The sequence below is a fragment of the Nonomuraea sp. NPDC049750 genome, from assembly GCF_040659625.1.
Classification (GTDB): Bacteria; Actinomycetota; Actinomycetes; order Streptosporangiales; family Streptosporangiaceae; genus Nonomuraea.
In genome coordinates, this window is the sequence record NZ_JBFANB010000011.1 from 73,079 (window position 1) to 95,105 (window position 22,027).

At 66.9% G+C, this 22,027-nt stretch carries 17 protein-coding genes and 1 pseudogene; 12 read left to right on the top strand and 6 right to left on the bottom strand.

The window, feature by feature from the left end; translation table 11 throughout:
- The first annotated feature begins 15 nt into the window (after window positions 1-15).
- The 9 genes from AB0J16_RS27400 to AB0J16_RS27440 all read left to right on the top strand — a co-directional run bounded on the left by AB0J16_RS27400 (window position 16) and on the right by AB0J16_RS27440 (window position 11,151).
- A complete protein-coding gene (locus tag AB0J16_RS27400) occupies window positions 16-867 on the top strand; it encodes a thiopeptide-type bacteriocin biosynthesis protein (protein ID WP_358544561.1) in 852 nt (283 codons plus the stop codon).
- Window positions 864-2,210 carry a SagB family peptide dehydrogenase gene (locus AB0J16_RS27405; RefSeq protein ID WP_358544563.1) on the top strand — a complete coding sequence of 449 codons (1,347 nt, stop codon included), beginning with the start codon at window positions 864-866 and terminating at the stop codon, window positions 2,208-2,210. The genes AB0J16_RS27400 and AB0J16_RS27405 overlap by 4 nt, the downstream gene beginning before the upstream one ends.
- A complete protein-coding gene (locus AB0J16_RS27410) occupies window positions 2,207-3,970 on the top strand; it encodes a YcaO-like family protein (RefSeq protein WP_358544565.1) in 1,764 nt (587 codons plus the stop codon). Before AB0J16_RS27405 ends, AB0J16_RS27410 begins: the two co-directional genes overlap by 4 nt.
- A 1-nt stretch (window position 3,971) precedes the next feature.
- Entirely contained in the window at window positions 3,972-5,909 is a 1,938-nt protein-coding gene (locus AB0J16_RS27415; protein ID WP_358544567.1) for a TOMM precursor leader peptide-binding protein, read from the top strand.
- Window positions 5,906-7,567: an ABC transporter ATP-binding protein gene (locus AB0J16_RS27420; protein ID WP_358544569.1), complete on the top strand. Its 1,662-nt coding sequence runs from the start codon at window positions 5,906-5,908 to the stop codon at window positions 7,565-7,567. Before AB0J16_RS27415 ends, AB0J16_RS27420 begins: the two co-directional genes overlap by 4 nt.
- Before the next feature lie 251 nt (window positions 7,568-7,818).
- Entirely contained in the window at window positions 7,819-8,211 is a 393-nt protein-coding gene (locus AB0J16_RS27425) for a DUF6262 family protein (protein ID WP_358544571.1), read from the top strand.
- A 240-nt stretch (window positions 8,212-8,451) separates the two neighbouring features.
- Window positions 8,452-8,844: a hypothetical protein gene (locus tag AB0J16_RS27430; RefSeq protein ID WP_358544572.1), complete on the top strand. Its 393-nt coding sequence runs from the start codon at window positions 8,452-8,454 to the stop codon at window positions 8,842-8,844.
- Between the two features lie 6 nt (window positions 8,845-8,850).
- Window positions 8,851-10,053, top strand: a complete 1,203-nt coding sequence (locus tag AB0J16_RS27435; RefSeq protein ID WP_358544573.1) for a hypothetical protein — start codon at window positions 8,851-8,853, stop codon at window positions 10,051-10,053.
- A 327-nt stretch (window positions 10,054-10,380) separates the two neighbouring features.
- Window positions 10,381-11,151, top strand: coding sequence for a BTAD domain-containing putative transcriptional regulator (locus AB0J16_RS27440; protein WP_358544575.1), 771 nt, complete (start codon window positions 10,381-10,383; stop codon window positions 11,149-11,151).
- Between the two features lie 890 nt (window positions 11,152-12,041).
- Here AB0J16_RS27440 and AB0J16_RS27445 read toward each other — a convergent pair.
- From AB0J16_RS27445 to AB0J16_RS27470, 6 genes and pseudogenes are all read right to left on the bottom strand, one after another.
- Complete coding sequence (locus tag AB0J16_RS27445) at window positions 12,042-12,548, bottom strand: S26 family signal peptidase (RefSeq protein WP_358544576.1); 507 nt, start codon at window positions 12,546-12,548, stop codon at window positions 12,042-12,044.
- Window positions 12,548-14,359, bottom strand: a complete 1,812-nt coding sequence (locus tag AB0J16_RS27450; RefSeq protein WP_358544577.1) for an ABC transporter ATP-binding protein — start codon at window positions 14,357-14,359, stop codon at window positions 12,548-12,550. The genes AB0J16_RS27445 and AB0J16_RS27450 overlap by 1 nt, the downstream gene beginning before the upstream one ends.
- Window positions 14,356-14,877: a TlpA disulfide reductase family protein gene (locus tag AB0J16_RS27455; RefSeq protein ID WP_358544578.1), complete on the bottom strand. Its 522-nt coding sequence runs from the start codon at window positions 14,875-14,877 to the stop codon at window positions 14,356-14,358. Before AB0J16_RS27455 ends, AB0J16_RS27450 begins: the two co-directional genes overlap by 4 nt.
- Entirely contained in the window at window positions 14,874-15,392 is a 519-nt protein-coding gene (locus tag AB0J16_RS27460) for a MauE/DoxX family redox-associated membrane protein (protein ID WP_358544579.1), read from the bottom strand. Before AB0J16_RS27460 ends, AB0J16_RS27455 begins: the two co-directional genes overlap by 4 nt.
- 360 nt (window positions 15,393-15,752) lie before the next feature.
- Window positions 15,753-16,768, bottom strand: a pseudogene (locus tag AB0J16_RS27465) (IS3 family transposase).
- A gap of 269 nt (window positions 16,769-17,037) precedes the next feature.
- Window positions 17,038-18,357, bottom strand: coding sequence for a hypothetical protein (locus tag AB0J16_RS27470; RefSeq protein ID WP_358544580.1), 1,320 nt, complete (start codon window positions 18,355-18,357; stop codon window positions 17,038-17,040).
- A gap of 464 nt (window positions 18,358-18,821) precedes the next feature.
- Here AB0J16_RS27470 and AB0J16_RS27475 point away from each other — a divergent pair, with 464 nt between their 5' ends.
- From AB0J16_RS27475 to AB0J16_RS27485, 3 genes are read left to right on the top strand one after another with little or no spacing between them, the layout of a single operon-like run.
- Window positions 18,822-19,940, top strand: coding sequence for an ATP-binding protein (locus AB0J16_RS27475; protein WP_358544581.1), 1,119 nt, complete (start codon window positions 18,822-18,824; stop codon window positions 19,938-19,940).
- Window positions 19,933-21,030, top strand: coding sequence for a hypothetical protein (locus AB0J16_RS27480; protein WP_358544583.1), 1,098 nt, complete (start codon window positions 19,933-19,935; stop codon window positions 21,028-21,030). Before AB0J16_RS27475 ends, AB0J16_RS27480 begins: the two co-directional genes overlap by 8 nt.
- Window positions 21,012-21,689, top strand: coding sequence for a response regulator transcription factor (locus AB0J16_RS27485; RefSeq protein WP_358544584.1), 678 nt, complete (start codon window positions 21,012-21,014; stop codon window positions 21,687-21,689). Before AB0J16_RS27480 ends, AB0J16_RS27485 begins: the two co-directional genes overlap by 19 nt.
- Window positions 21,690-22,027: the final 338 nt, after the last annotated feature.

The following is a 22,027-nucleotide window of genomic DNA, read 5'->3' on the forward strand; positions in this document are numbered from 1 at the left end:
GGCCACGGCGAGTGGATGAGCGCACACATTTTCTACCACGGCGATCATGATCGCGTCATCGTCGACCTGATAAGCCTCATCGTGGAGGAACTGGCGGGCGGTGGAGCACCTCCGGACTTCTTCTTTCTCCGCTACTGGGAGGGTGGACCTCATGTGCGCCTGCGCATACGGGCAGAGCCGCCCGACCACGACCGAGTCCGCCGCGTCATTGAGGCGAGGTGCCGTGCCTTCTTCCGTGCCCGTCCGTCCGCCGACGCAATTTGTCAGGGGGACTACGACAAGACCTCCGCCCGGCTGGCCCGCGCGGAGGGGATGACGGACTTCACGCGTGAATTGGCCGCGAACAACTCTGTCTCGTTCATCCCCTACCGCAGGGAGTACCGGCGCTATGGGCGAGCCGCGATGGCCGCGGTGGAAGAGCACTTTGTGGATTCCAGCAGGATCATCCTGTCCATGCTTTCACAAGGGGCCACTCCCAAGCAGCGGGTCACTGCCGCTGTGGCTATGTATCTCATCGTCTGGCTGCGGCTAGGCGGAGCGGCTGGGAGTGCACCGCCGGAAGCCGATTATGCCGACCACTTCGCGCGACAACGCGACGTCCTGCTTCCGCTTGGCCGGCGCATGCGCGCGCTCGTCGATAACGCGCATCGAATCTCGCGTGACGACAGCCTGGCGGGTTGGTCACGGACGACGGCGAGGCTGCAGGAGGCGCTGGAGGCAGACCGCCAGCGACTACCCAAGGTGATGACGCTGTGTGCGCACCTCGCGGCGAACCGGCTAGGCGTTGATCTGCTCTCCGAGCGGTATGCCTCTTCCTTGGCCTTGAGGACCGTCCTAGAACTGTGCGAGGAAGAGCAGCCGGCATGACGTTACAGATCGAGGAAAGCGTTCGGCTGCGACCGGGTGTGGCCGGGGCCGTGGCTCCCGACAACTCCTACCACCTGCTCAGCTGGCCATACAGCACGTCGCTTGGCCCCTTGAGCACGATGCAGCAGAATCTGCTGCAGAGGCTGAGTCAAGCGTCGATCCCCGTAGCCGAGCTGGCGGAGCAGGACTTCGAAACCCACCTGGGCCTGCTGCGGGTCGGCGGATGGCTGCACGTCACTGTGGCCGTCGATGGGCAGAGACTTTACACTGTGGAGCCAGAGGGGCCCGAGGACTACCGTGACGGCGAGACGCCTGAGGACTTGGCGTTGTCGCGTTTCGCGATCGCATGCAGGGACGGAGCCGAGGTAGTCCTGGAGTCGCCCCGCTCTTGGTGTCGAGTGCGGTTGCATGACTCCCGTGCCCTGGCCTGGCTTGGACCGTCGCGGGTGGCCGATGATGACGTTGTGCCCCTGCGCCGACTCCGTCGCGACCTGTGGGCATGCGGCTTGGCGGTCTCTCCGACCGACGACGAGAACGACCGCCTCTCGACATGCCAGTGGCAGCCACACGAGCTGTGGTTTCATCACCGCAGCCGCATCCACCAGCCCGGGGCCACACACGGCAAGAGCACGTGGGCGGCGGGGAGATTCGACCCGCCAGCCGCGCATCATGAGCCGTTCGGTGGCGAGGTCGTCGACCTCATCCAGCCCGACCTGAGCCGCCTGCGTGCCAGCGACCCGAGCCTGACCGCAGTGCTGGAGCAGCGGAGTTCGATCCGCGGGCACGACGACGCGCGCCCGCTGACCGCGGATGAACTCGGGGAGTTCCTCTACCGCTGTGCGCGTAACCGGGATGTCTATCGTGGCTACGGCGTCGACTACGTGAGCCGGCCCTATCCCGCCGGCGGAGCCATGCATGAACTGGAGATCTACCCGGTGATCCGGAAGGTCTCTGGCCTCGAGCAGGGGCTCTATCACTACGATCCGCAGCACCATCGACTGGAACGGGTCTGCGGGGCGACGCCACAGGTGCGGCGGCTCCTGCGCGCCGCGGCCGCGTCGGCGGCGACCGATCGGGATCCGCAGGTGCTCCTGGTGATCGCGGCGCGGTTCGGACGAGTCATGTGGAGCTACCAGTCGATGGCCTATTCGCTGATCTCAAAGCATGTCGGGGTCCTCTTCCAGACGATGTACCTGGTGGCCACCGCGATGGGGCTGGCGCCCTGTGCGCTTGGAGGAGGGGATGCCGCCGCATTCGCTGCGGCCACCGGTCTGGACGCAATGGAAGAAGGCACGGTGGGCGAATTCATGCTCGGCTCCGTCCCCGGAAAGGCGGGAAGATGAGGCTGCGGTTACGCGACGACGTCTACGTGGCCGCGACCGACGACGGCGTTCGCATTCTCACGCATCGGGGGCTAGCGCGAGTCGACGGGACATCCATCGCGGATTGGATTGATCGGCTCGCGCCGTTTCTCAATGGGGCGCACACCATCGAGGAACTGACCGCTCGGTTGCCGAGCGATCGTGTTGAAGCGGTAAAGCGGGTCGTCGACCTTTTGCGGGCATGCGACGCCGTGCAGGAGTTGCCGCAGCAGGATGACGATCGTGAAGTCCACTACCTTGAACGCGCCTCGGTAATCGCGGGCGTCGAGCCGATGCTGGAGCCTCTGGTACGGGCCGCGTTGGCTTCCGGCTTGCGAAACATCACGGTGATGGATCTGGATGCCACCCCGGGAATAGCCGAAGTGCCCGAGAGAACCGAAATGGTGTTCTACGCCGGCGACGGGCCATCGGCCCTGCCGCTGCAGCGTGCGTGCGCACAGGCCGCGATTCCTGTCGCCTTGATGGTGGACACCGGGGAGGCCACCTGGCTCCTTCCACCAGGGACGCCTGGGTGGGACGACGTCAGGCGCCGCATGGGCACGACAACCGCTCACGTCGGCACACCGGTGTTGGGAGCAGCCGCACGCCTGGTCCGCGCCGCCTCCCGTGCCCTGACGGGTGCCATGCCGCCCGCCGAACGTGGACGCCTCGTTCGAATCGAGCAAGGCACGTGGACTCACACGTGGCACTCATGCATTCCCCATCCCTTCGCCCGAACGGCGTCCGTAAGTTCGCGCGAGGAGTTCATTCAGCGGGTGCGGGACCTCTTAGCGGGCGAGCCGCTCGACCAGGAGTCGTTCCTGCGCAGGATCGCACCCTGTAACGACGAACACCTGGGAGTCTTCACCCTCAAGGAGGTCGCGGGTCCGCAGATCCCGCTGAACCTCTGCCGCTCCGTGCTGGCGGATGGGGATTCCGAGATCGGCGCCGGGTTCGGTTATGACGCGGCGCGCCGCGACGCCGCGCGTAAGGCGCTAGCCGCCTACGGAGCGCGTATGGTAGATCCCCGGCGGCTGACCGGAGCCGACGGGCGTCCACTGATGGATTCCCGGGCCGATCCCGACGTCCATCCGGAGCGGTCGCGGGCGGTCCTCCGGCACGGTTACGTCTGGGCATACGAGATCGACGATCCCGAGAAAGTGCGGCTGCTGCCGGCCGCCGACGTGTTCGTGAAGCGAGGCGCCGGGCTCGCGGCCGGTGATGACTGGGAGCGGGCGGTCGGCCGAGGGCTGGCCGATCAGTGCCTGCGAACCGCCATGGCCAGCCTCTCCTCTCAATCTGAGCCGTTTCCGCAGATCGACATCACAACGGTCGATCTGCACGAGGAGGGCCGGAGATGCCGAGACATCCTCACCCGGCTCGATGAGCTACCCCAGGTCTATGACCTCACCGGTCCACTCGGTGTCCCGATCTTCGCGTGCTGCTCCGGAGAGGCCACGATTGGCTACTTCGCCGACCTGGACCCGGCTGCGGCCCTGGGAGAGGGACTGAGGTGCGCTCTACAACGCCTGCAGTCCACAGGTTACGGCGAAGCAGAACCTCTCCCCTATCGGCTCCGTGGTCCATGGCAACAGACCTCCGCCCCGCCCGGTGACATGACAGCAGTGGCGTCGCGCCTGCACGCCCAGGGACGTGTGGCGTTAGCCGTACCGCTCGATCATGATCCGGAGGTGGCCGCGATCATGCCATATCTGACACGGGTTGTGATGTGTGATGCGTGAGGTGGCACTGATCGGGCGCGGGCTGATCCGCGACGCCATCGCCCAGGAACTCTCGAACGGCTGGCAGGTCAGCTGTCACGAAACGGCGTTGCCTTTACTCGGAAACCCGTGTCTGCTGATCGCGGCCGACGATGGTTGGAACACCGCTCGCACCGCGGAGATGCGAGCCGCCGCCACCACGCTGGCGGTGCCCTGGGTACGCGTCCGAGTGGAGCTGAATCACGTGGTGATCGGTCCAACGGAAACCCCGGGACAGGCGGGATGCGTGTCCTGCGCCGAGCGGCGGCGGCACCGCCTCCGTGCCGACCAGGAGGGACATCGGGCCATCTGGCGGCGGCACCGCCAGATCCTGCGTGAGCGCCCGTCCTCATGGCTCACTCGGCCGGGCGCCGCGCTGGTGGCGGAACTCCTCGCGGCGGAGGCGGCGGCCCTGCTGACCGAAGGCAGCTCTCCCCACTCCCACCGAGCCTTCTTCCGGGTGAACCTGGAACGACTCGACGTCCGCCTGCACCCGTTCCTGCCCGATTCATTCTGCAGCACCTGCGGCGACGCGCCGGCAGACACCGCCGAGTTGGCCGACCTGACTCTGGAGCCCAGGCCAATGCATCGCGAGGGCAGCTTTCGAACGCGAAACGTCGACGAAGACCTGGAAAAGCTGTACGTCGACCCCGAGTGCGGACTGATCGGCTCGATCTCGGAGTGGACGACGGGCGGATTGGCCGTAGCGTCGGCCACGGTGGGTGCGCGCGGCCTGGGCGAGGTGGTCGGCTATGGGCGGACTGGGACTCGCGCCGCCAGCAGGCGTATCGCCGTACTCGAGGGACTCGAGCGGTACGGCGGCGCCCCGGGCGCTCGGAGGCCGGCGGTGCGCGCAAGCTTCGCCGAGGTCGCCGATCACGCACTCGATCCGCGAACACTCGGCCTCTACCCGCCGGAACGCTACCGCTTGCCTGGCTTCCGGTTTCGGCCATTCGACGTGAACGAGACCCATACCTGGGTGTGGGGATACTCCTTCGCCCGGGAAGAGCCGATCCTAGTGCCGGAGACATGCGCCTACTACCAGCACAGACAAGGGCATGGGCACGAACAGGAGCTGATCTACGAGATCTCCAACGGCTGCGCGCTCGGCGGCTCACTTGAAGAGGCGATCTTGCACGGTGTTCTGGAGGTTGCGGAGCGAGATGCCTTCCTGCTGACCTGGTACTGTCGGCTGCCCGCTCCGCGCATTGAGCTGACCGCGGCCGCCGACCATCGGCTGCACCTGCTGCACGCGGCGCTGGAGGTGGAGACCGGATATCACATCTCGTTCCACGACATCAGTGTCGAGCAGCGGATCCCCTGTGTATGGGCCATGGCCGTAAACCCTCACGACGACGGCCGACCGGCAGCGATCTCCACAGCCGGATCCAGCCCCGACCCTGAACGTGCCATGGTTAACGCTCTGGCGGAGGTCGCCTCCAGCATCGCTCCCCTAGCAGACGTATACGCCCAGAATATGGATCGGGCGCGGCGGATGGTCACCGATCCCGGGCTCGTCAAGGATATGGACGACCATGCCTTGCTCTACGCGGATCCAGTTGCGGCGCGGCGGCTCAGTTTCCTGACTGAATCGTCCGGTGTACGCAAGCCGGCTGACATCGGAGCCCCAGAGGCCTTCACCGGCAACGATGTGACGGGTGTCCTCACCGAGACGGTCAGGCGTTACCTGGATACCGGGCTCGATGTGATCGTGATCGACCAGAGCGGCTCAGAGCACCGGGCGGGCGGGTTCGCCTGCGTGAAGGTGCTGATTCCCGGCACGCTGTCGATGACCTTCGGGCACGACAACCGTCGGGTGGACGGCCTGCCGCGGCTGCTGACTGTGCCGCGGCTGCTGGGCTACCGGGGCCGGGACCTGAGGCCCGGAGAGCTCAATCCCTACCCTCACCCCTTCCCGTGACCGCCGCATCGGTCGTCCGGCGCATGCTGGCATGGTTTCGTCCCCATCGGTGGCGTGTCGTGATCTCTCTGGCCATCGTGGTGATCTCCGTACCGTTGGGAGTCGTCAGTCCACTGCTGACACGCACGGTAATCGATCAAGGCCTGCTCCGTGGCGACGTTACGCTGCTGACGCTGCTGTGCGGGCTCATGGTCGTGCTGGGCGTCGCGAACAGCGCTTTGACCGTCGGCAATGTGGCTCTCACCAACAGCATCGGCCAGCGGGTCACGACCACCCTGCGCGCAACCGTGTACGGCAGGGCCCAAGCGCAGGAGCTGGCCTTCTACACCGAGGAAAGCACCTCCGAGGTGCAGGCTCGGCTCGTCAGCGACATCGACGGCGTGGACCGGTTCGTCACCAACACCGTGCAGCAGGCGCTGGCCGCGGCGACCGCACTGGCCGCCTCAGGCATCGCGATGCTGGTGCTGAGCTGGCCGCTGGCCCTCCTCTCCTTCGCCATGGCGTACGTGCTGGCGTTGTTCAACCACCGCTTCGCCAAGAAGCGCCAGGACCTGGCCCGGCAGCGACAGCGGCACATCACCTCGGTGCTGCGCTTCTCCGCTGAGGACCTCAGCCTGGGCGGTGTCATCCTGGGCCGGACGCTACACCGGACGAGGTGGCAGCTCGAACGGTTCGTCGATGTGTGCAGGCAGCTGAGCGAGATCACGGTTCGCCAGCGGGTGGTAGGCGCCACCGCCTACGTGATCATCGGGGCATCGTTCGCCTGCGTGCCACCCCTAGTGTTCTGGCTGTCCGGCACGGCGGTCACCGGGCTGAGCGTGGGAACGGTGATCGTCATGGTGATGCTGCAGATGCAGCTGTCCGATCCCATCCAGTCACTTCTGCAACTGTCCAGCAGTCTCCATGTCTCGCTGGCCAAGTTCGAGCGCGTCATCGAATATCTGGACATGCCGACGACCGTGGCAGTCGACGAAGATCCGGCCCCGGTTCCGAGGACCGAGATCAGCGTGACCCTGCGCGATGTGAGCCACCGGTACGGCGAGGGTGGGCGGACCGTGCTCAGCGGAATCGATCTGGACTTGCCCCCGGGGTCGGTAACGATCGTGCGCGGACGCACGGGGTCGGGCAAGAGCACGCTGGGGTTGATCCTGGCGGGCCTCCTGCGCCCGGCCGTGGGGACAGTCCATGTCTCAGGCGCCAGCGGTGCGACCCTGCGTGAGGTAGCCACGATCGTTCCGCAGCACACCACCCTGTTCGATGCGTCGATCCGGGAGAATTTGATGTTCGCCCGCGACGACGTGACCGAGGAGGACATCGTCCGGGCGATCGCCGCCGTTCGGCTGGACGATCTGGTGGCGAAGCTGCCACGAGGCCTCGACACTCCCATCGGCCAGGAGGGGCATCAGTTGTCGGGCGGAGAGCGTCAACGCCTGGCAGTGGCAAGGGCATTGCTTGCCGAATGGCAGGTGCTCATCGTCGATGAGGTCACCAGCGCCCTCGACGGCATAACCTCGGACGAGGTCTACGACAGCCTTCGCCTGTACTGCCAGGGAAGAACTCTGGTGATCATCGCGCACCGGCTTCCGCGTATCCAGCCCACGGACTGCGTGGTGGTGATGGCACACGGACGCATCGTGGAGAGCTGCCAGGCATGCTGATCAGCACCCAACGGCTATTGCGGGCGTCCGCTGCAGCAGACCTGCCCGCATCCCAACGCGTGCCTGACGTGCGACGACTTTCTGACCGACGGTCAATTCCTGGACCAGCACCGCGACCAGCTGAACCGCACCCGCAACCTCATCGCCACCGGCCAGGCTTGCGGCAACCAGCGCCTGGTCGAGATGAATCAGCGTGTCGAGATCAGCCTCACCCGCGTGATCGACACCATCGAGAAGCTGGAGTCGCCGTGATGCCCGATAACATCCGCTACCTTCGAGCCGCCGAACAGCAGCGCCGGGCACAGCTCGTGGATCAGGCCCGCGCGGCGATCCGCCACCTCGACGCTGCCGGAGAAGTCATCACCGTCGCCGCGGTTGTCCGGGCCTCGGGTACCTCTCGCGCGTTCCTTTACCGCGTCCCCGAGTTGATCGAGGACATTCAACGGTTGCGGTCCCGACAACAGCAGACCGGGCAACGTCAGCCCGTCCGCCAGCGGATGACCGATCCCTCCAAGGAAGCCCGCATTCGTCAACTCACCAGCGCCAACCGTGAGCTTCGCTCGGAGGTCTCCCGGCTGCGTGAGCAGAACGCTCTCCTGCTCGGCCGACTTCGTGAGACCGCCGCCACAACACCTATTGACTGAGACCGTCCCCCCCGGTGCAGGAGAGCTGAGATGCCTTCCCTCCGGCGCGGGCGCCGATATCCGTCGAGGCCTGCGCCGGAGGGCGTGACACCGACCCGAGCGCCGGGCCCTGGACCGGGTGGAGATCAGTGACCGCAAGGCCGGAGCGATCAAGCTGACGCCGACCGAGGCCGCCCCTCGTTCTTAATCCGGCGCAGGTTGCGCGGCCATGCGGCGATCGTCGGGACCGCGGGACTGACGTTGTCGATCGTCGGCGCCGGCGGCGCTTCCGCCTCTGCGTCGGCTGACAAGACTCTCAGCGGCAGTTGCTCGTCGGACCCCAAGGGTTACAGCGGCTCGGCGCGCTACTACTACAACAGCGCAGGGAGTGACGTCTTCACCAAGTTCACGTACACGATTGGCGGTCGCGCTGGATCGAAGACCGACGTGGCCATCGATGTCTATTCGGACAAGAACAACGCGGTCGACAAGTGGCACGGCGGTTGGGGCACCGACAGCGCCAAGGTGGGCACGAAGAGCACGACCGTCCACATCATCAGCCCGGCGAAGGACAAGGTCTACGTGAAATTCTGGGTGCGCTGGGACCTTCCGGGCCTCGACCCCACGTGCAGCTTCCAGACCAAGCGGATCTAGCGGCCGATGATCCGCCGCGCACTTGTCGCGTCCCTGCTGGCGCTGGTGGCGGTCACGTCGTGTTCCACCGGCGGTGAGCAGGAAATTCCGCCGGTCTTCGTCGCCGCCTCCTCGACGGGGGCGATCGTGTACGACCCGCAAACCGAATCGCACCTCGGGTACGCCTCGGACGGGCGGCACGTGTGGACGGACAAGCAGGCTGCCGTCTGCGCGGCCCGGTGCCCTGAAGCGGCCTTCTCCACCGCTACCCGGAAGGCGCTGAGCCGGCGGGGCGATGCGGACACGGTCGTCGCCGAGGGAGGCACGCTCCAGATCCAGCGTTCGGACGGCAAGAAGGAGAGCTATCAGGTCGTCGACATGGAGAGCGTCCTCTGGCGGGAGAGCCCCGACCGGACGACGGCTCTGCTGCTCTACGCCGACCCCACGCTGCCCGGCGGTGAGATCCTGCGCTTCCAGCGCGACGCTCACGGATGGCGGGCTACAGGGGAGCGCGTGCCCGCTGGGGGGTTCTGGGGTGGCTGCGTCGGCGGAGACTGGGCGGTCCTGACCGGCGAGCGTGGAGGGATACTCAAGGACGGGACCGTCGTTCCCCTTCAGGTCAATCTCGACCAGCCCGGGGAATGCGTGGCCGGTACGCGAGGGGGCGCGGTGGTGTCCCGCTACGTCGACCAGCGCGGAACCCATCACACCGAGGTTCGCGGCATCGACCCGAGCGGGCGGCAGACGTGGTCGCGCGATGTCGCCGCTCGGGCCGGTGTGATCGCCGATCCGTCCGGTACGGCGGTCGGCCTGGTCCACGATGGTGAGCTGGAGTTGCTCGACGTCAAGGGCGCGAGCGGCGCGAGGGCGGCCTCATCGAGACCGCCTCCGGCCAGGCGTCCCCATTCGGGGGCGCGTCTTTCGGCATTACCGCTCCTCAGTCCTTCTCGAAACCGCTGCCGCCCTTCGCCATGTGACCGGCTCTCCCGGACCCGGACTACTACGGCGGCTCCGCCCCACTCGGCCCGTTCAGCGGCCGGTGCGCCTATCCACGCCCACAGACCGGACGTCTGCCGGCGGGGAGCCGTTACCGAGTGGTTCCCATGTTCACTGTGTGTCGCTCGACGAAGGAGGAGCCCGACTGTGTCCCAGCAGCATTGCCACGAGTACGCCGCAGCCCTTCCCCGTGGCCGTCCCGTTCGCCGGGCCCGCAGCATCTGGCAGTGCTGACACGTCCCGGCTTTGTCAGGGCTGCTCCCACCGGCACCACCCGGATCAGGGTGCCCTCAACTTCATCGACCTGCTGCGACAGGCCGAAGGCAGAGGTCTCTCACCTCCACTCGAAGCACAGCGCCTCATGGCGCAACCGCGCAACTTCGAAGACCCGACATACCGGCGCCATACCAGCAGTAAACCGGCTCAACGTAGCGTAGTCCGCGCCAGTCTTGCGGCACCGGCGGCCGGGTGTACATGTATCCCGCGTTCCTGGCCACTTACGCGTCGACCAGGTACGGCTGCGCCGTCCCTTACTTGCTCGAAACGCTTGGAGGCGAATGGATGTTCTCGTTGCTGGGGCCGTTGCGGGTGGTGGACTCCGCGAGAGAGATCCCTGTTCAGGCTGCCAAGCAGCGGGCCATCTTGGCCATGCTCCTGCTGAGATCGAACCAGGTGGTCACCTTCGACCTTCTCACCTCGGAATTGTGGCCAGCCGGTCCACCGGCCACGGCGAAGACGAGCCTGCAGACATATGTCTATCGCCTACGGCGGGCGATCGCCCCGCTCGCCGCGCGAGGCGTCGGGCTCCGAACCCAAGGTTCCGGATACCTGTTGGCCGTGCCGGACGGCATCGTTGACCTTGGGATATTCGAGAAACTGACCACCACCGGCACCGAAGCCTTGAACACGGGAGACCCCTGCCGAGCAGCCGAGTGCCTGCGAGATGCGCTCGGGATGTGGCGCGGGCCGTTGCTGGCCGATGTGGATGTCGAGGTCGTCCGCCAGGAACGCCGCCGAATGGAAGAAATTCGCCTGAACGCCTATGAGATGCGCCTTGAGGCGGAGCTGCGGCTCGGCCTCAACATCCACGTCGTCCCCGAACTGGAGCATTTCATCGCCGCCCAGCCGTTCAGGGAGACGTTGTGGGCCACGTTGATGCGGGCCCTGAACGCCGGAGGCCGTCGTATGGAAGCCCTCGCCGCGTATCGGAGGCTTTACCGGGTCCTCGACCAGGAACTCGGCATTCAGCCGAACGCCGAAGTGCAGCGACTTTACCAGGACATCCTTCACGGGCACCCTGACAGCCTGATCCTCTCGGGTGGCCGGCGTTAGAGCTGATCCGCTGTTTGAGAAGATGCACATGCCGCAGTTGCGCAGACTGGTTGGCCGTTCCGGCAGCTGCCGTCTCAGGCCTGGCCGGCGCAGGGGTCGGGCATTTCCCGCGCTGCGGCGAATTGCCCGACCCGTTGCTGGCCGCTACGCGGCTAGCAACACCGGCGGTCGAGAATTTGCAACGTGCCATAGGTGCTTCCCGGCCCCCAGTTGCACGCGTACTTCGTCTGCTGTGACTTGCTGCTGCAACCGGGGTTGTAATAGCACCGTCCCCACCAATAGCCGCCGATGGGTCTGTTGTAGCACTTGGTGACGGCATCGGCAGAGTCCTCGGGAAGGATCCATGCCACGGTGCGGTCTGCGAGTCTGGTTATGATCTTCACGATCCAAAGCCATTTCTTCGTTGCGGTCTCAGCCTGAATCCACGGCTTGACATCTTGTGATCATTTCTTGGGTCAATGTCTCGACGAGGACTGCTTCTCCTGGTGGAGCGCTGCTGTCGGGGTGTGGGAGGGGCGCCGTGCGCGGCCCGCCGCCCCTCCCACATTCAGAGCATTCGCGTCCAATATCGACCCGTGGATCGCGGCCTAGTTTCTGATTAGCACGAGGTAGCCCTTGGAGCGGGCGAATGGAAGGCGCGCACGTCGCCAGGTGCTCCAAGAGCCCAGCCGGCGGCGATCAGATGTAGCAGCAATAAATTGTATTCCGCCACGGCTGTGTACCGGACACCCGGCAGACAGTTCTGACCTGCTTCCTGACCTTGTGATCCATGTTTTTGGTACAGGCGTACGGGCCGCAGCGATATTGGGTTTCGCACTCGTCCGCCGCGGCGCGGTGTTCTGGAACGACCAGCGCGAGAAGACGATCGCCGATATTTTCGATGAGCCGTATCATTTCGTTTGTTCCATTTCCTTGTTGCCGATTCGATTTCTGGGCCCAAATTCTCTTACTGGCTCGCTCTCCGTTCTGCTGGGGTCTCTGGCAGAGGTTAGCTTTCGAATGGTGATGGCATGAATATCGGCGATAGGAAAATAACCGTGATCGCGAGAGTCGAAGCTGGCGTCGGTGTTGTCGCCGATCAGAATGAGTTGTCCGTCGGGTACACGGGCATCGGGGACGAGTGGCCGCACCGGTTGGGGGATAGGCTCGCCGGGTAGCGCGGCGATGCGCTTGATGAGGAACGGGCCGCCCATCGGCAGCGGGCTGCGCACCACGGCGATATGGCCGCTTCGCAGGGCCGCCGGGGCCACTCGCCGGGCCAGGAGTCGGTCGCCGTCGATCAGTGTGGGGGCCATGCTGTCGCCGTCGACACGGATCACGGAATACGTCGCGCGCAGCCGCAAGATCAACAAGACCGAAGTCGCGATCGCGCAGATCACGACGAGGAGCACCCACATCACAGGGCCACCGCCTCCTCCGGCTCCCGGTATCCGCTCGCCTGGAGGTTGAAGAGCCGCGCGTAGGGGCCGCGGGCAGACATGAGGGCGTCGTGCGTTCCGGCTTCCCGGATGGTGCCGTGCTCCAGAACGATGATGAGGTCGGCGTCGCGCACGGTGTTGAGCCGGTGAGAAATGAGCAGGCTGGTAGCGCCGTGGCGCCGACGTCGGGTCCGAGCGTGCACGTCGGCCTCGGCCTCCGGGTCCAGCCCGGCGGAGGGCTCGTCGAGAATCACGAGGTCGCGGTGGCCGCGGAACATGGCGCGGGCCAGGGCCGTGCGCTGCCACTGCCCGCCGCTGAGCACGACGCCCGTGTCGGGGTCGTCCTTGTCCTCCTCACTGAAGAACGTCCGCGTGAGCAGGGTGTCGTACCCGCGAGGAAGGGAGGAGAGCTTGTCGTCGATCCCAGCCTCGCGAGCAGCCACACGGATTCGGGTTTCGTCCTCACGGGCGGGGACGAAGCCGATGGAGACGTTGTCGGCTGCGGACATGTCGTAGGCCATATGGTCCTGGAACACCCCGGTGATGCGGTGCCGCAGATCATCGGGGTGCACGTCACGGATGTCGACGCCATCCCACGTGATGCTTCCGTGCTGCGGGTCGTAGAACCGGCACAGGAGCTTGACGAGCGTGGACTTGCCGGCACCGTTCAGACCGACGACGGCGACTGCCGCGGCGGCCGGGATGAACAGGTTCAGGCCACGCAAGATCCACGGGTGATCCTCGCTGTAGCGGAACCACACGTTGGTCAGCTGGATACCGTGCCTCAGCCGGGGCAGTGGCGCAGGCTCGGCGGGAATGGGGAGGTCCGGCTCGGCCGAGGTCACAGCCACGTAATGGCCGAACATGAGCAGATCCTGGTGGAGAGCGGCGATGCCGACGATCAGGCCGGTGAGGGCGGCCTGGACCGCGCCGATGGCGGCGATCAGCAGGGACACGTCGCCGACGCTCAACGCACCGGAGCCGGCGGAGCTAACGGCCCAGATCAGCCCACCGCCCGCGACCACCGCGCCCAGCAGCGTCAGCAGGCTCTCGACGGACAGTTCCTTGATGTCCATCCGGCGGCGTGCGGCGTTGGACGTGCGCAACTCGGTCATCATGCGGCCTCGCAGGAAACGGCCGCTGTTGAACAGACGGATCTCCTTCGCCGCCGCAACCGTGGTGAGCAGATCGCCGTAGAACATCTGGCGTCGTTCGGCCGGGCCGATGTCCCACATCATCGCGGCGCGACGATGCGACAGGCGCAACTGCGCCACCAGCGCAGGAACCCCGGTTGCCAGGACGATCCCGGTGAGAACTGGACTGATCACCAGAAGGGAGCCGACCATCCCGGTCAGCGTGATCACCGCACTCGCCGCTCCAAGGGATCCGGTGACGACTTCCTGCCCCGTCGACAGGCTGTTCTTCGCCATGCGCAGCCGGTCGTGGAAGTTGGGGTCCTCGAACCGTCGTAACCCGGCGAACCGCAGGGTCGCGGAGAACAGTTGTGCGGTGGTCTGAGCGGTGAACAACCTGCCCATCTCGCTGTTGAGGTACTGCACGAGCTGGGGCAGTGTCGTCATCAGGACGCCCGCGGCGGCCAGACCCACCGCGAGGGTACTCAGCTCGGCCGCCGATCCCTGTTCCGCCAGGGAGTCGACCACCAGTTTGGTCAGCCACGCCACCGCAATCGGCGCGATCGCCTCAGCGAGTATCACCAGGACGTAGACCGCCATCAATCCCGGGGCCGCGCGAAGGGCGACCCCCGCGGCCACCTTTGCCGTTCGGATCATGCGCTGACCGTGGCGGGCAACGTGGGATCGTTGTCGGTGACCCTGCCGTCCGCACCGATCACGAAGAGGGTCGGATAGCCGGCGACCTTGAAGGCGCTCTGAATGGCGTCCTGAGGCGCCTCGACCACTACACGTGCCACCTCAGCGAGGCGTTCGACGTCGTCGGCGGCCTCCTCGCCGCTGCCGGCGACGACGACGGCGAGCACCGCGGCCGAGGATTGGCGGGCATGGTCGATAAAGCGCGGCATCAGTTCCCTGCAGGGCTGGCAGGACGGAGAGAAGAAACCGATGAGAGCGGGCCCATCGAGCAGCTCATCGGAAATCGGCTCGCCATCGGTCGTGGTGGCGGCGAACTCCGGCAGCTTCTCCCCGATGGCGAGCCCTTCCGCCATGGGCGGCAAGAATGCCGCTGACGCGGCCTGCTTCCGCAGTCGGCGGATCACTCCCACCGTCAGCAAGAGATTCAGCATGCACAGCATGCCGACCACGACGACGGCCACGATCAGATACGGCATCATGAACTCCCCGAGACTTCCATGAACAGATCGGCGATATCGTCGAAGACGATCAAGAGGATGGCGCCGACCAGCCCGACCGGCACTGCCAGGGCGAGACCGGCCACGGTGATCGGGCCGCCGGGGAACATCAGCGTCACCCAACCCAGCGCGACAACGAGCAGCAGAAGCCCGTTGCGGATCAGATGCACTGGACCGAGCGGGGTCGCGGACACGCCGAAGCACCGGCATGGCTCGCGCTGCCCCCAGCGAAGGGAAACGGCGATCCACATGGAGAACGCGATCAACAGCATCCCGCTGGCGGCCAGCCCCGTGTGTGGAAGCACGATCAAGGTGGCCGCAGCAACAACTTCCATAGCCACCGTTGCCATGGCAGCCGCGAACCGGGCCGGGCCGGGCAGCAATCGCAGGGTGGCGGCGAAAGACTGTAGTGCGGTACGGCTGCGCAGCTTCGAGTACGCGGAGACAACGAAGACCGTGGTGAGCAGGACTTGACTCGCCACCAGCACGTGCGACATGACCTAAATGCTCTTTCGGCCCGCTAGCCCGGTGCTAGCGCGCCGATAGCGCGGTTGGTGGCGTCTGGCGATGAGACGAGCGCTGGGCACAGGTCCCAGGTCCACGGGCGTGCCGAGAACCGGTGCAACCCCCGGCACGCCCCGAGGTCAGTCAGCGAGGCGGAACTGCAGGTCGGTGTCCCAGTTGTTCATGTCGGGCTCTTCGACGGGGTTGGTGTTGTAGAGCTCCAGGCGAGAGCCCCAACGTTGTGGGCCGTCATCGACGAAACTGTTCTGTGGCGGCCGGTCGGCGGCGACCTCGACATCGGTGAAAGCGGTCGAGGGTCTTCCCCCACGGAAGTGGACACGCGTTGGGGTGTGTCATGCAGCCAGTGTCAGGCTACTCGATCTTTGCTGGTGTAGGTGCTCGTAGGCGACGGGGCTGAGGTGCTCGTTGGCTGAATGCCTTGTGCGGGTGTTGTAGCGGGTCAGCCATCGAAAGACCGTGCGTCGGCAGGTGGCGGCGTCGCCGTAGTGGGGTGCGCCTTGGAGCGTCTCGCGTTTGAGGGAGGCGTGGAAACTTTCGCAGGCGGCGTTGTCGGCGCTGGTCCCGACGGCTCCCATGGATTGGGTGACGCCCAGCTCGCGGCACAGGGCGGCGTAGTCCTTGGAGGTGTATTGCGCCCCGTGATCGCTGTGAAAGACGGAGCCGGCCAGGCCGCCCCGGGTCGCCGCGGCCATCGTCAGCGCGTCGGCGACCAGGGCGGTGCGCATGTGGCCGGCGATCGACCAGCCCACCAGCCGGCGGCTGAAACAGTCCAGCACGGTCGCAGGTAGAGGAAGTTCCCGTCGCCGAGCGGGAGATAGGTGATGTCGCCCATGTACTTCCTGCCCGGTTCTCCGGCGGTGAAGTCCCGCGCGAACAGGTCCGGCACCGGTGTGACGGCCGGCTCGGGGACGGTGGTGCGGACGCGTCGGCGCAGGCGGCTGCCGGTGATGGAGAACTTGCGCATCACGCGGGCCACCCGCTTGGCGTTGATCTTTCGGCCGTCGGCACGCAGCTCGGCGGTCACCCGAGGCGAGCCGTAGGCGCCGTCGGAGTCGGCGTGGACGGTACGGATCTCCTCGGCCAGCGCCTGGTCGGCTGCCTCACCCTGGATCCGCTCGGCAGCCGCGCCGCCCCCGGTCGGCAACGGGTCCCGCGCAGCAGACCGAGAAGCCGCCCGGGCCGCCGTCGGCGGGACGTCGTTGCGCTCACGCGCCCGCAGCACCCACGCGCGCAGGCTGCCCCGGCTCACCAGGTCGGCGGCGATGCCCTTGTAAGTCGCCCCTTCAGTGGACTCGTACAAGGCCACAGCATCGGCCCTGAACTCATCCGAGTAGTCCTTCAACGCCATCGGCGGTATCTCGCTTCCTCTGGATCAAGCAAGATCCAGTATCAGCGTGTCCACCAAGCGGGGGGAGGCACCCTTCCCGGCCTGCGCGGCAAGAGCAGCGGCCCCGTCTCACCGCGAACAGGCGGCGAGCGCAGACGAACCAGTCCCGAAGTCCTCGCCAGCCTTGATCTCCAATCCCATTGCACCACCCTCCGTGGGCAGGGATTGGAGCTCATCGGTGATGACCATTCGCACTGGAAGACCTGCGGATGACGAACATCCCCCTCACGTCATTTCAGGCCGTCGAGGAAGGACTTGGCCACCTTCGTCAGGGCAGGTTGCGCGACTGCCGACTCGAAGAACGGTGCCCGGTAGCCGGCGGCGTCGGCGAGACCGCCTCCAGTCGTTGTCCCCCGGAACGTGACCTCGACCGTCCGGTCGCCCACCAGGACTTTGATGAGGATCTCCGTCGTGGGGGGCGCGCTCTTGTCGTAAAGCTTGGTGGTGCTGGAGACCACGACGAATGCCTTCTCGCCGAGCCCGGAGAGCTCCTGGCGGGGTTCGTAGTTTGTGTGGAGGCGATCACTGGTGAGGCCGCCCCTGTCGTGGTACCGGTCGTACTTCTTGGCATCGCGATCGAACTGGAACGTCGATCCGGTGTCGCCGCCACCCCAGTCGACCACGTGAATGTCGAGTTCACCGCCGCGAGCGGTGAACTCCTGCCCAGGCTGGTGCTTGATGACCTCCTTGACCGACCAGGTGCAGGTGGTCTGCTTGATCCTGCTGTCATTGGTGCTGACGGACGGTCCGCCGACAGCGGGGAAGAACACTGCCTCGATCTGTTCGGCGGTGACGATGCCGCAGGGCCCGGCGAGTTTCACCTTGTCGGCACTCTTGGCCATTTCCGCGGCGATGAGCTTGGCGACTTTTCCGGCCGAGCCCCGCGTCTCGTCGCCGGAGGGGTACTTGGCGCCGGTCCGGTTGTCACCGCCGTAGGTGACCTTGACCAGCCAGGGTCCCTGCCGGACGAACACCTCCGCTTTGAGGCCGCTCCTCCCTATCGAGGTCTGGCTGTAGGAGGCGTCGCCATACTCCAGTGTCTTGAGCTCGCCGAATGCCGAGCCTGAGGTCCTGCCATCGATCCGCTTGCCGTTCCGGACGTTGACTCGCCGCGCGTGCGTTTGCTTGTCCTGGTCGAAGCGGTCCGTGGCGTATTCGACAGCGCTGCGTGTCTCTGCGCTCTTGGCTTCCACGGAGATGCTCAGCGCGCGATATCCGAGGACGCCGTTGCCGACGTCCATCTTGCTGTTCGTCCAGCTGCAGGCCGCCCGCTTCTCGGTGTCGGTGGCGGCCCCAGTGGATGCGTCCTTCCCGCCGTATTCGGCGTCGGCTACCAGGCTCTTACGGAGATCGCCCGGTACGGCGGCGCAGAGCTGGTCGCCGGTGATCGCCCGGAGTTTCACCGGATCGGTGGCCTTCGCCTCCTCGGCCGTGGGCGACCGGGTCGGATTGCCCCGGCCGGAGGTCGGGCTCGCGGGCGGGCCGGCTTCGTCACGGCTCAGGAGCAGCCAGCCCCCTGCCAGACCGCCGAGCACGACGACGCCGAGCACGACGACGACGGCGATCAGCGGCCCCTTCCCTCCCTTTCCGTTGCCGTTTGGTAGGGGAGGAGGCCACTGCCCTCCGGATCCGCCTTGCGGGTGGCGCGGCTGCCCGCCGGGACCGGGAGGCCACCGTACGCCCGGTCCCGGCCGTTCGCCCTGTGCGGGGGGTGGAAAGCTGCCCGGAGGCCAGGCCTGCCCGCGGTGCTGGCCGCCCGGATATCCGGGCGCGCTGGATCCGTGGGATGGCGGGTAAGGGGTGGACATCGGCGAACCTCCAGAGCGGGCCAGCCTGCCGCCCCTGATGTGGCAGGCATACGGGAGGAAGGCGTGCTTCGCCCCTTACGCCCGGGATGCGAGCCTACGGATGGCGGGAACGCAGGTGTGTCAGGTATACGCCCCTCACCGTGATTACGGTTCGGTCAATCGTTAGGCTTTCGTCCGAACGAAATCGGCGGGAGCGAGGTGGCGAGATGGCGCAGGAGGCGGCGCGGCTGCTGGTCCGCTTCGGTCGCCGGTACGCGGCCGTCGTGCGCCTGGTGACGCTGCTTCCGATCTGCATGATCGCGCTGTTCCGCTCCGCTCCCGAGAATCTGGCGCCCACTGTCGTCGTCGTCGCCGTCGCGGCGGTTTGGATCTGCGGCTATGCGTGGTGGCTCGACAAAGGCAAGGGGAACGTCCCGGTCGTCCTTGACGTCCTCGTCCTGCTGGGGCTGTCCGCGTGCGTCGGGTGGACAAGCGCGGTTGAGGACACCAACACCGGCTGGCTGCGCCTGCTGGTCCTCTTCATGTGCGTCACCTGCCAGTGGCATACGCCGGTGCTGGTGGGTGCCGCCGCGGCGCTGACAGCCGGGGGTGGATTGGTGGTCGCCGTCGCCGAGGCAGGCGCGGACGCCAGCGTGATCCGAGGGCTGCTGTGGGCGCCGGTGGCGGCCGCGCTTTCCCGGGTGGCCTGGATACTCCTGCGTCGGGCCGCCCACCAGGCTGATCTGACGGCCGCCGAGGCCGCGCGGGCGCGCGGCCAATCGCTCCTGGCCGCTGCCGCCCGCGCCGAGGAACGCGAGTTCGCCAACGCCCTGCACGACACAGCGGCGACGACCCTGCTGATGGTCGGCATCGGACAGGTGCGCTCCGACGCCGGCTGGCTGGCCGCTCAGGCCCGCCGGGATCTCGACAGACTCGGCTCGGGCCACAGCCCGGCCCTCCCGCACGCCGATGTCGTGGGCCTGCTGCGCGCCGACCTCGACGCGGTGCCGCTGACCGTGGAGTTCGACGCCCCCAAGGAGTTGCGCCTGCCGTACGACGTCGCGCGCGCGATCGCCGATGCGGCTGGAGAGGCGCTCACCAACGTGCGCCGGCACGCGGATACGACCCGGGCGACCATACGACTGTGTGGCGACTCGCGAGCGCTGCGACTCGACATCGCCGACCAGGGAAGGGGATTCTCCCCGGCGGAGGTGCCGGCCACCAGGTACGGCTTGCGCGAGTCCGTACATGGCAGGATGACCCGCATCGGTGGCACGGCCACGATCACCTCCGCTTCCGGCAAGGGTGCCCTGGTACGGCTGGAATGGCGGGCCGGTGATGGCTGACATATTCGAGGCCGCGTTACGGCACAGCCTGCGGATCGCGACACTGCTCGCCGCCTCGGTGATCGTGTTCGGGCTCGGGATGGCGAACCTGCTGCGCCACCTGGACCGCTACGAGCCCGCGCTCGCACAGTTCGGCGCCATGGCCGCCCTCGGGGCCGTACTCGCGGGTGAGGCGGCCCTGCTCGTCCGGGGAAGATCGTGGCACCGGCTCCGTTGGGTCGCTATCGCCGTCGTGCTCGGCGCGTCGGCCCTGTCATACGTGGCTCTGCCGGACAGACGCACCTCGACCGAGGTCGACTGGGTGTTCGGCGCCGCCAACTGGGTGGGCGTCGTCGTCCTGCTCGATCGGCCGCTGCGCGCCTGCGTGGCGTTCCTGCTGGCCCACGAGCTCACTGCCGTGCTGCATCTGCTCGTGTTCGATCAGCCCACCCAGCGGGCGCTGGCTCGGTTCGCCACCGGTTCGGTGAGCGTGGTGGGCTTCCCGTTGTGCGTGGCGGTGATGGCGGCGATCCTGCACCGTCTCGGGGCGATAGCGGCGGCCGCGCACCTGGAGATCGAGCGGGTACGGGTCTCCGAGGCCGGTACGGCAGAGGCGCACCGGCGCAGGCTGCAGCGGTACGGCGAGCTGTCGGTGGCCACGATTCCGCTGCTGGAAGGGCTCGCCGACGGATCGCTCGGGCCCGAGGATCCGCAGGTTCAGCGGCGCTGCGCGATTGAGGCGGCCCGGATGCGGCGGCTGTTCGCCGAGGCCGACTCCGTCGCCGACCCCCTGCTGCACGAGCTGCGTCACTGCGCCGACGTGGCCGACCGCAAGGGTGTCGTGGTGGAACTGGACGCCCGAGGCCAGTGGCCGGTGCCGCCCGTGGCCGTACGGCGCGATCTGACCGATGCGGTCCTGACCGTGCTCGCCACAGCCGCCTCACGGGCACGGGTCACCGTCGTGGGCGACGTGGACCTGGTGTCGGTGAGCGTCGTCGCAGACTGCGACGAGGTGACAGCGCCGAATCCGGTCTCAACCGGTGTCCGGGTTGAGGCGTTGCACCACGACGACATGGTCTGGATGGAGGCCCGATGGCAGCCGACGAACTGATCACTGCCGTGATCGTCGACGATCACGCGGCCATCGCCGCCGGAGTCGGAAGCTGGTGTGCCCGCGCCGTACCGCCCATCGACCTCATCGACGCCGGAGACCGGCTCGCCAACGTCTGGACCGGGCCGGGCGCCGACGCCGACGTTGTGATCTTCGATCTGGAGCTGGTGCCCGGCCTGCCGAACTTCGGGGAGCTGCGCAGACTGGTCGACAGCGGCAGGCGCGTGATCGTGTATTCCCAGCACACAGAAGACGCCATCGCCATCAAGTGCGTCGATATCGGCGCGCTCGCCTACCTGACCAAGCGGGAGGGGCCGGAGCACTTGGTCCCCGCCATCCAGGCGGCCGCGCAGGGCGAGCCGTACACCACGCCGTCACTGTCCGGGGCGTTCATCGCGGACACCGCCGCCGACCGGCCGCGGCTGTCCCGGCGCGAGGTCGAGGTGCTGCGGGCATGGTTCGTCTCCTCCTCGAAGGAGCTTGTCGCGGCCAAGCTCAACATCGCCGTCAAGACCGTCGACACCTACATCGCACGTGTACGGGTCAAGTACGCCAATGTGGGACGGGCTGCCCGTACCAAGAGCGAGCTCGTCGGCCGCGCCCTCGACGACGGACTCATCACGCTCGCCGAGCTCAACCAGACGGAAACCTCGTTGTAGGGCATTCGCCGGACATCGCTATGCCCGATGTCTCCCTAATGTGGTGATCGGCCGCGCCAAGCCGCGGATACCCACTGCACAGGCAGCGGGTATCCCCTTGTGCTCGGGGACGAACGTGAGAGCCATGGGGAAGGTTGTGGTGTCGGTCTGTACGACGGGTGCGTTCTCGATTGCTCGTGGATTCGGTGAGGACCCGTGCGTGAGGTGATCGACTGGTTCTGGCCCATGTAGCTCAGGCCGATGCCGCGGAGTCGCCGCCGGGCGGTGACGACGCTTGAGGCGTACGCGCTCCGCGCCGGCTCACCATCGAAACGGCTGTCCGGGCTGGCTGCCCCAAC

Bases quoted from the DNA above. Each gene is read 5' to 3' on its own strand.
- AB0J16_RS27400 (WP_358544561.1), top strand. From the start codon at position 16: ATGAGCGCACACATTTTCTACCACGGCGATCATGATCGCGTCATCGTC.
- AB0J16_RS27405 (WP_358544563.1), top strand. From the start codon at position 864: ATGACGTTACAGATCGAGGAAAGCGTTCGGCTGCGACCGGGTGTGGCC.
- AB0J16_RS27410 (WP_358544565.1), top strand. From the start codon at position 2,207: ATGAGGCTGCGGTTACGCGACGACGTCTACGTGGCCGCGACCGACGAC.
- AB0J16_RS27425 (WP_358544571.1), top strand. From the start codon at position 7,819: ATGCCCGATAACATCCGCTACCTTCGAGCCGCCGAACAGCAGCGCCGG.
- AB0J16_RS27435 (WP_358544573.1), top strand. From the start codon at position 8,851: ATGATCCGCCGCGCACTTGTCGCGTCCCTGCTGGCGCTGGTGGCGGTC.
- AB0J16_RS27440 (WP_358544575.1), top strand. From the start codon at position 10,381: ATGTTCTCGTTGCTGGGGCCGTTGCGGGTGGTGGACTCCGCGAGAGAG.
- AB0J16_RS27445 (WP_358544576.1), bottom strand. From the start codon at position 12,548: ATGTGGGTGCTCCTCGTCGTGATCTGCGCGATCGCGACTTCGGTCTTG.
- AB0J16_RS27450 (WP_358544577.1), bottom strand. From the start codon at position 14,359: ATGATCCGAACGGCAAAGGTGGCCGCGGGGGTCGCCCTTCGCGCGGCC.
- AB0J16_RS27455 (WP_358544578.1), bottom strand. From the start codon at position 14,877: ATGATGCCGTATCTGATCGTGGCCGTCGTCGTGGTCGGCATGCTGTGC.
- AB0J16_RS27460 (WP_358544579.1), bottom strand. From the start codon at position 15,392: ATGTCGCACGTGCTGGTGGCGAGTCAAGTCCTGCTCACCACGGTCTTC.
- AB0J16_RS27475 (WP_358544581.1), top strand. From the start codon at position 18,822: ATGGCGCAGGAGGCGGCGCGGCTGCTGGTCCGCTTCGGTCGCCGGTAC.
- AB0J16_RS27480 (WP_358544583.1), top strand. From the start codon at position 19,933: ATGGCTGACATATTCGAGGCCGCGTTACGGCACAGCCTGCGGATCGCG.
- AB0J16_RS27485 (WP_358544584.1), top strand. From the start codon at position 21,012: ATGGCAGCCGACGAACTGATCACTGCCGTGATCGTCGACGATCACGCG.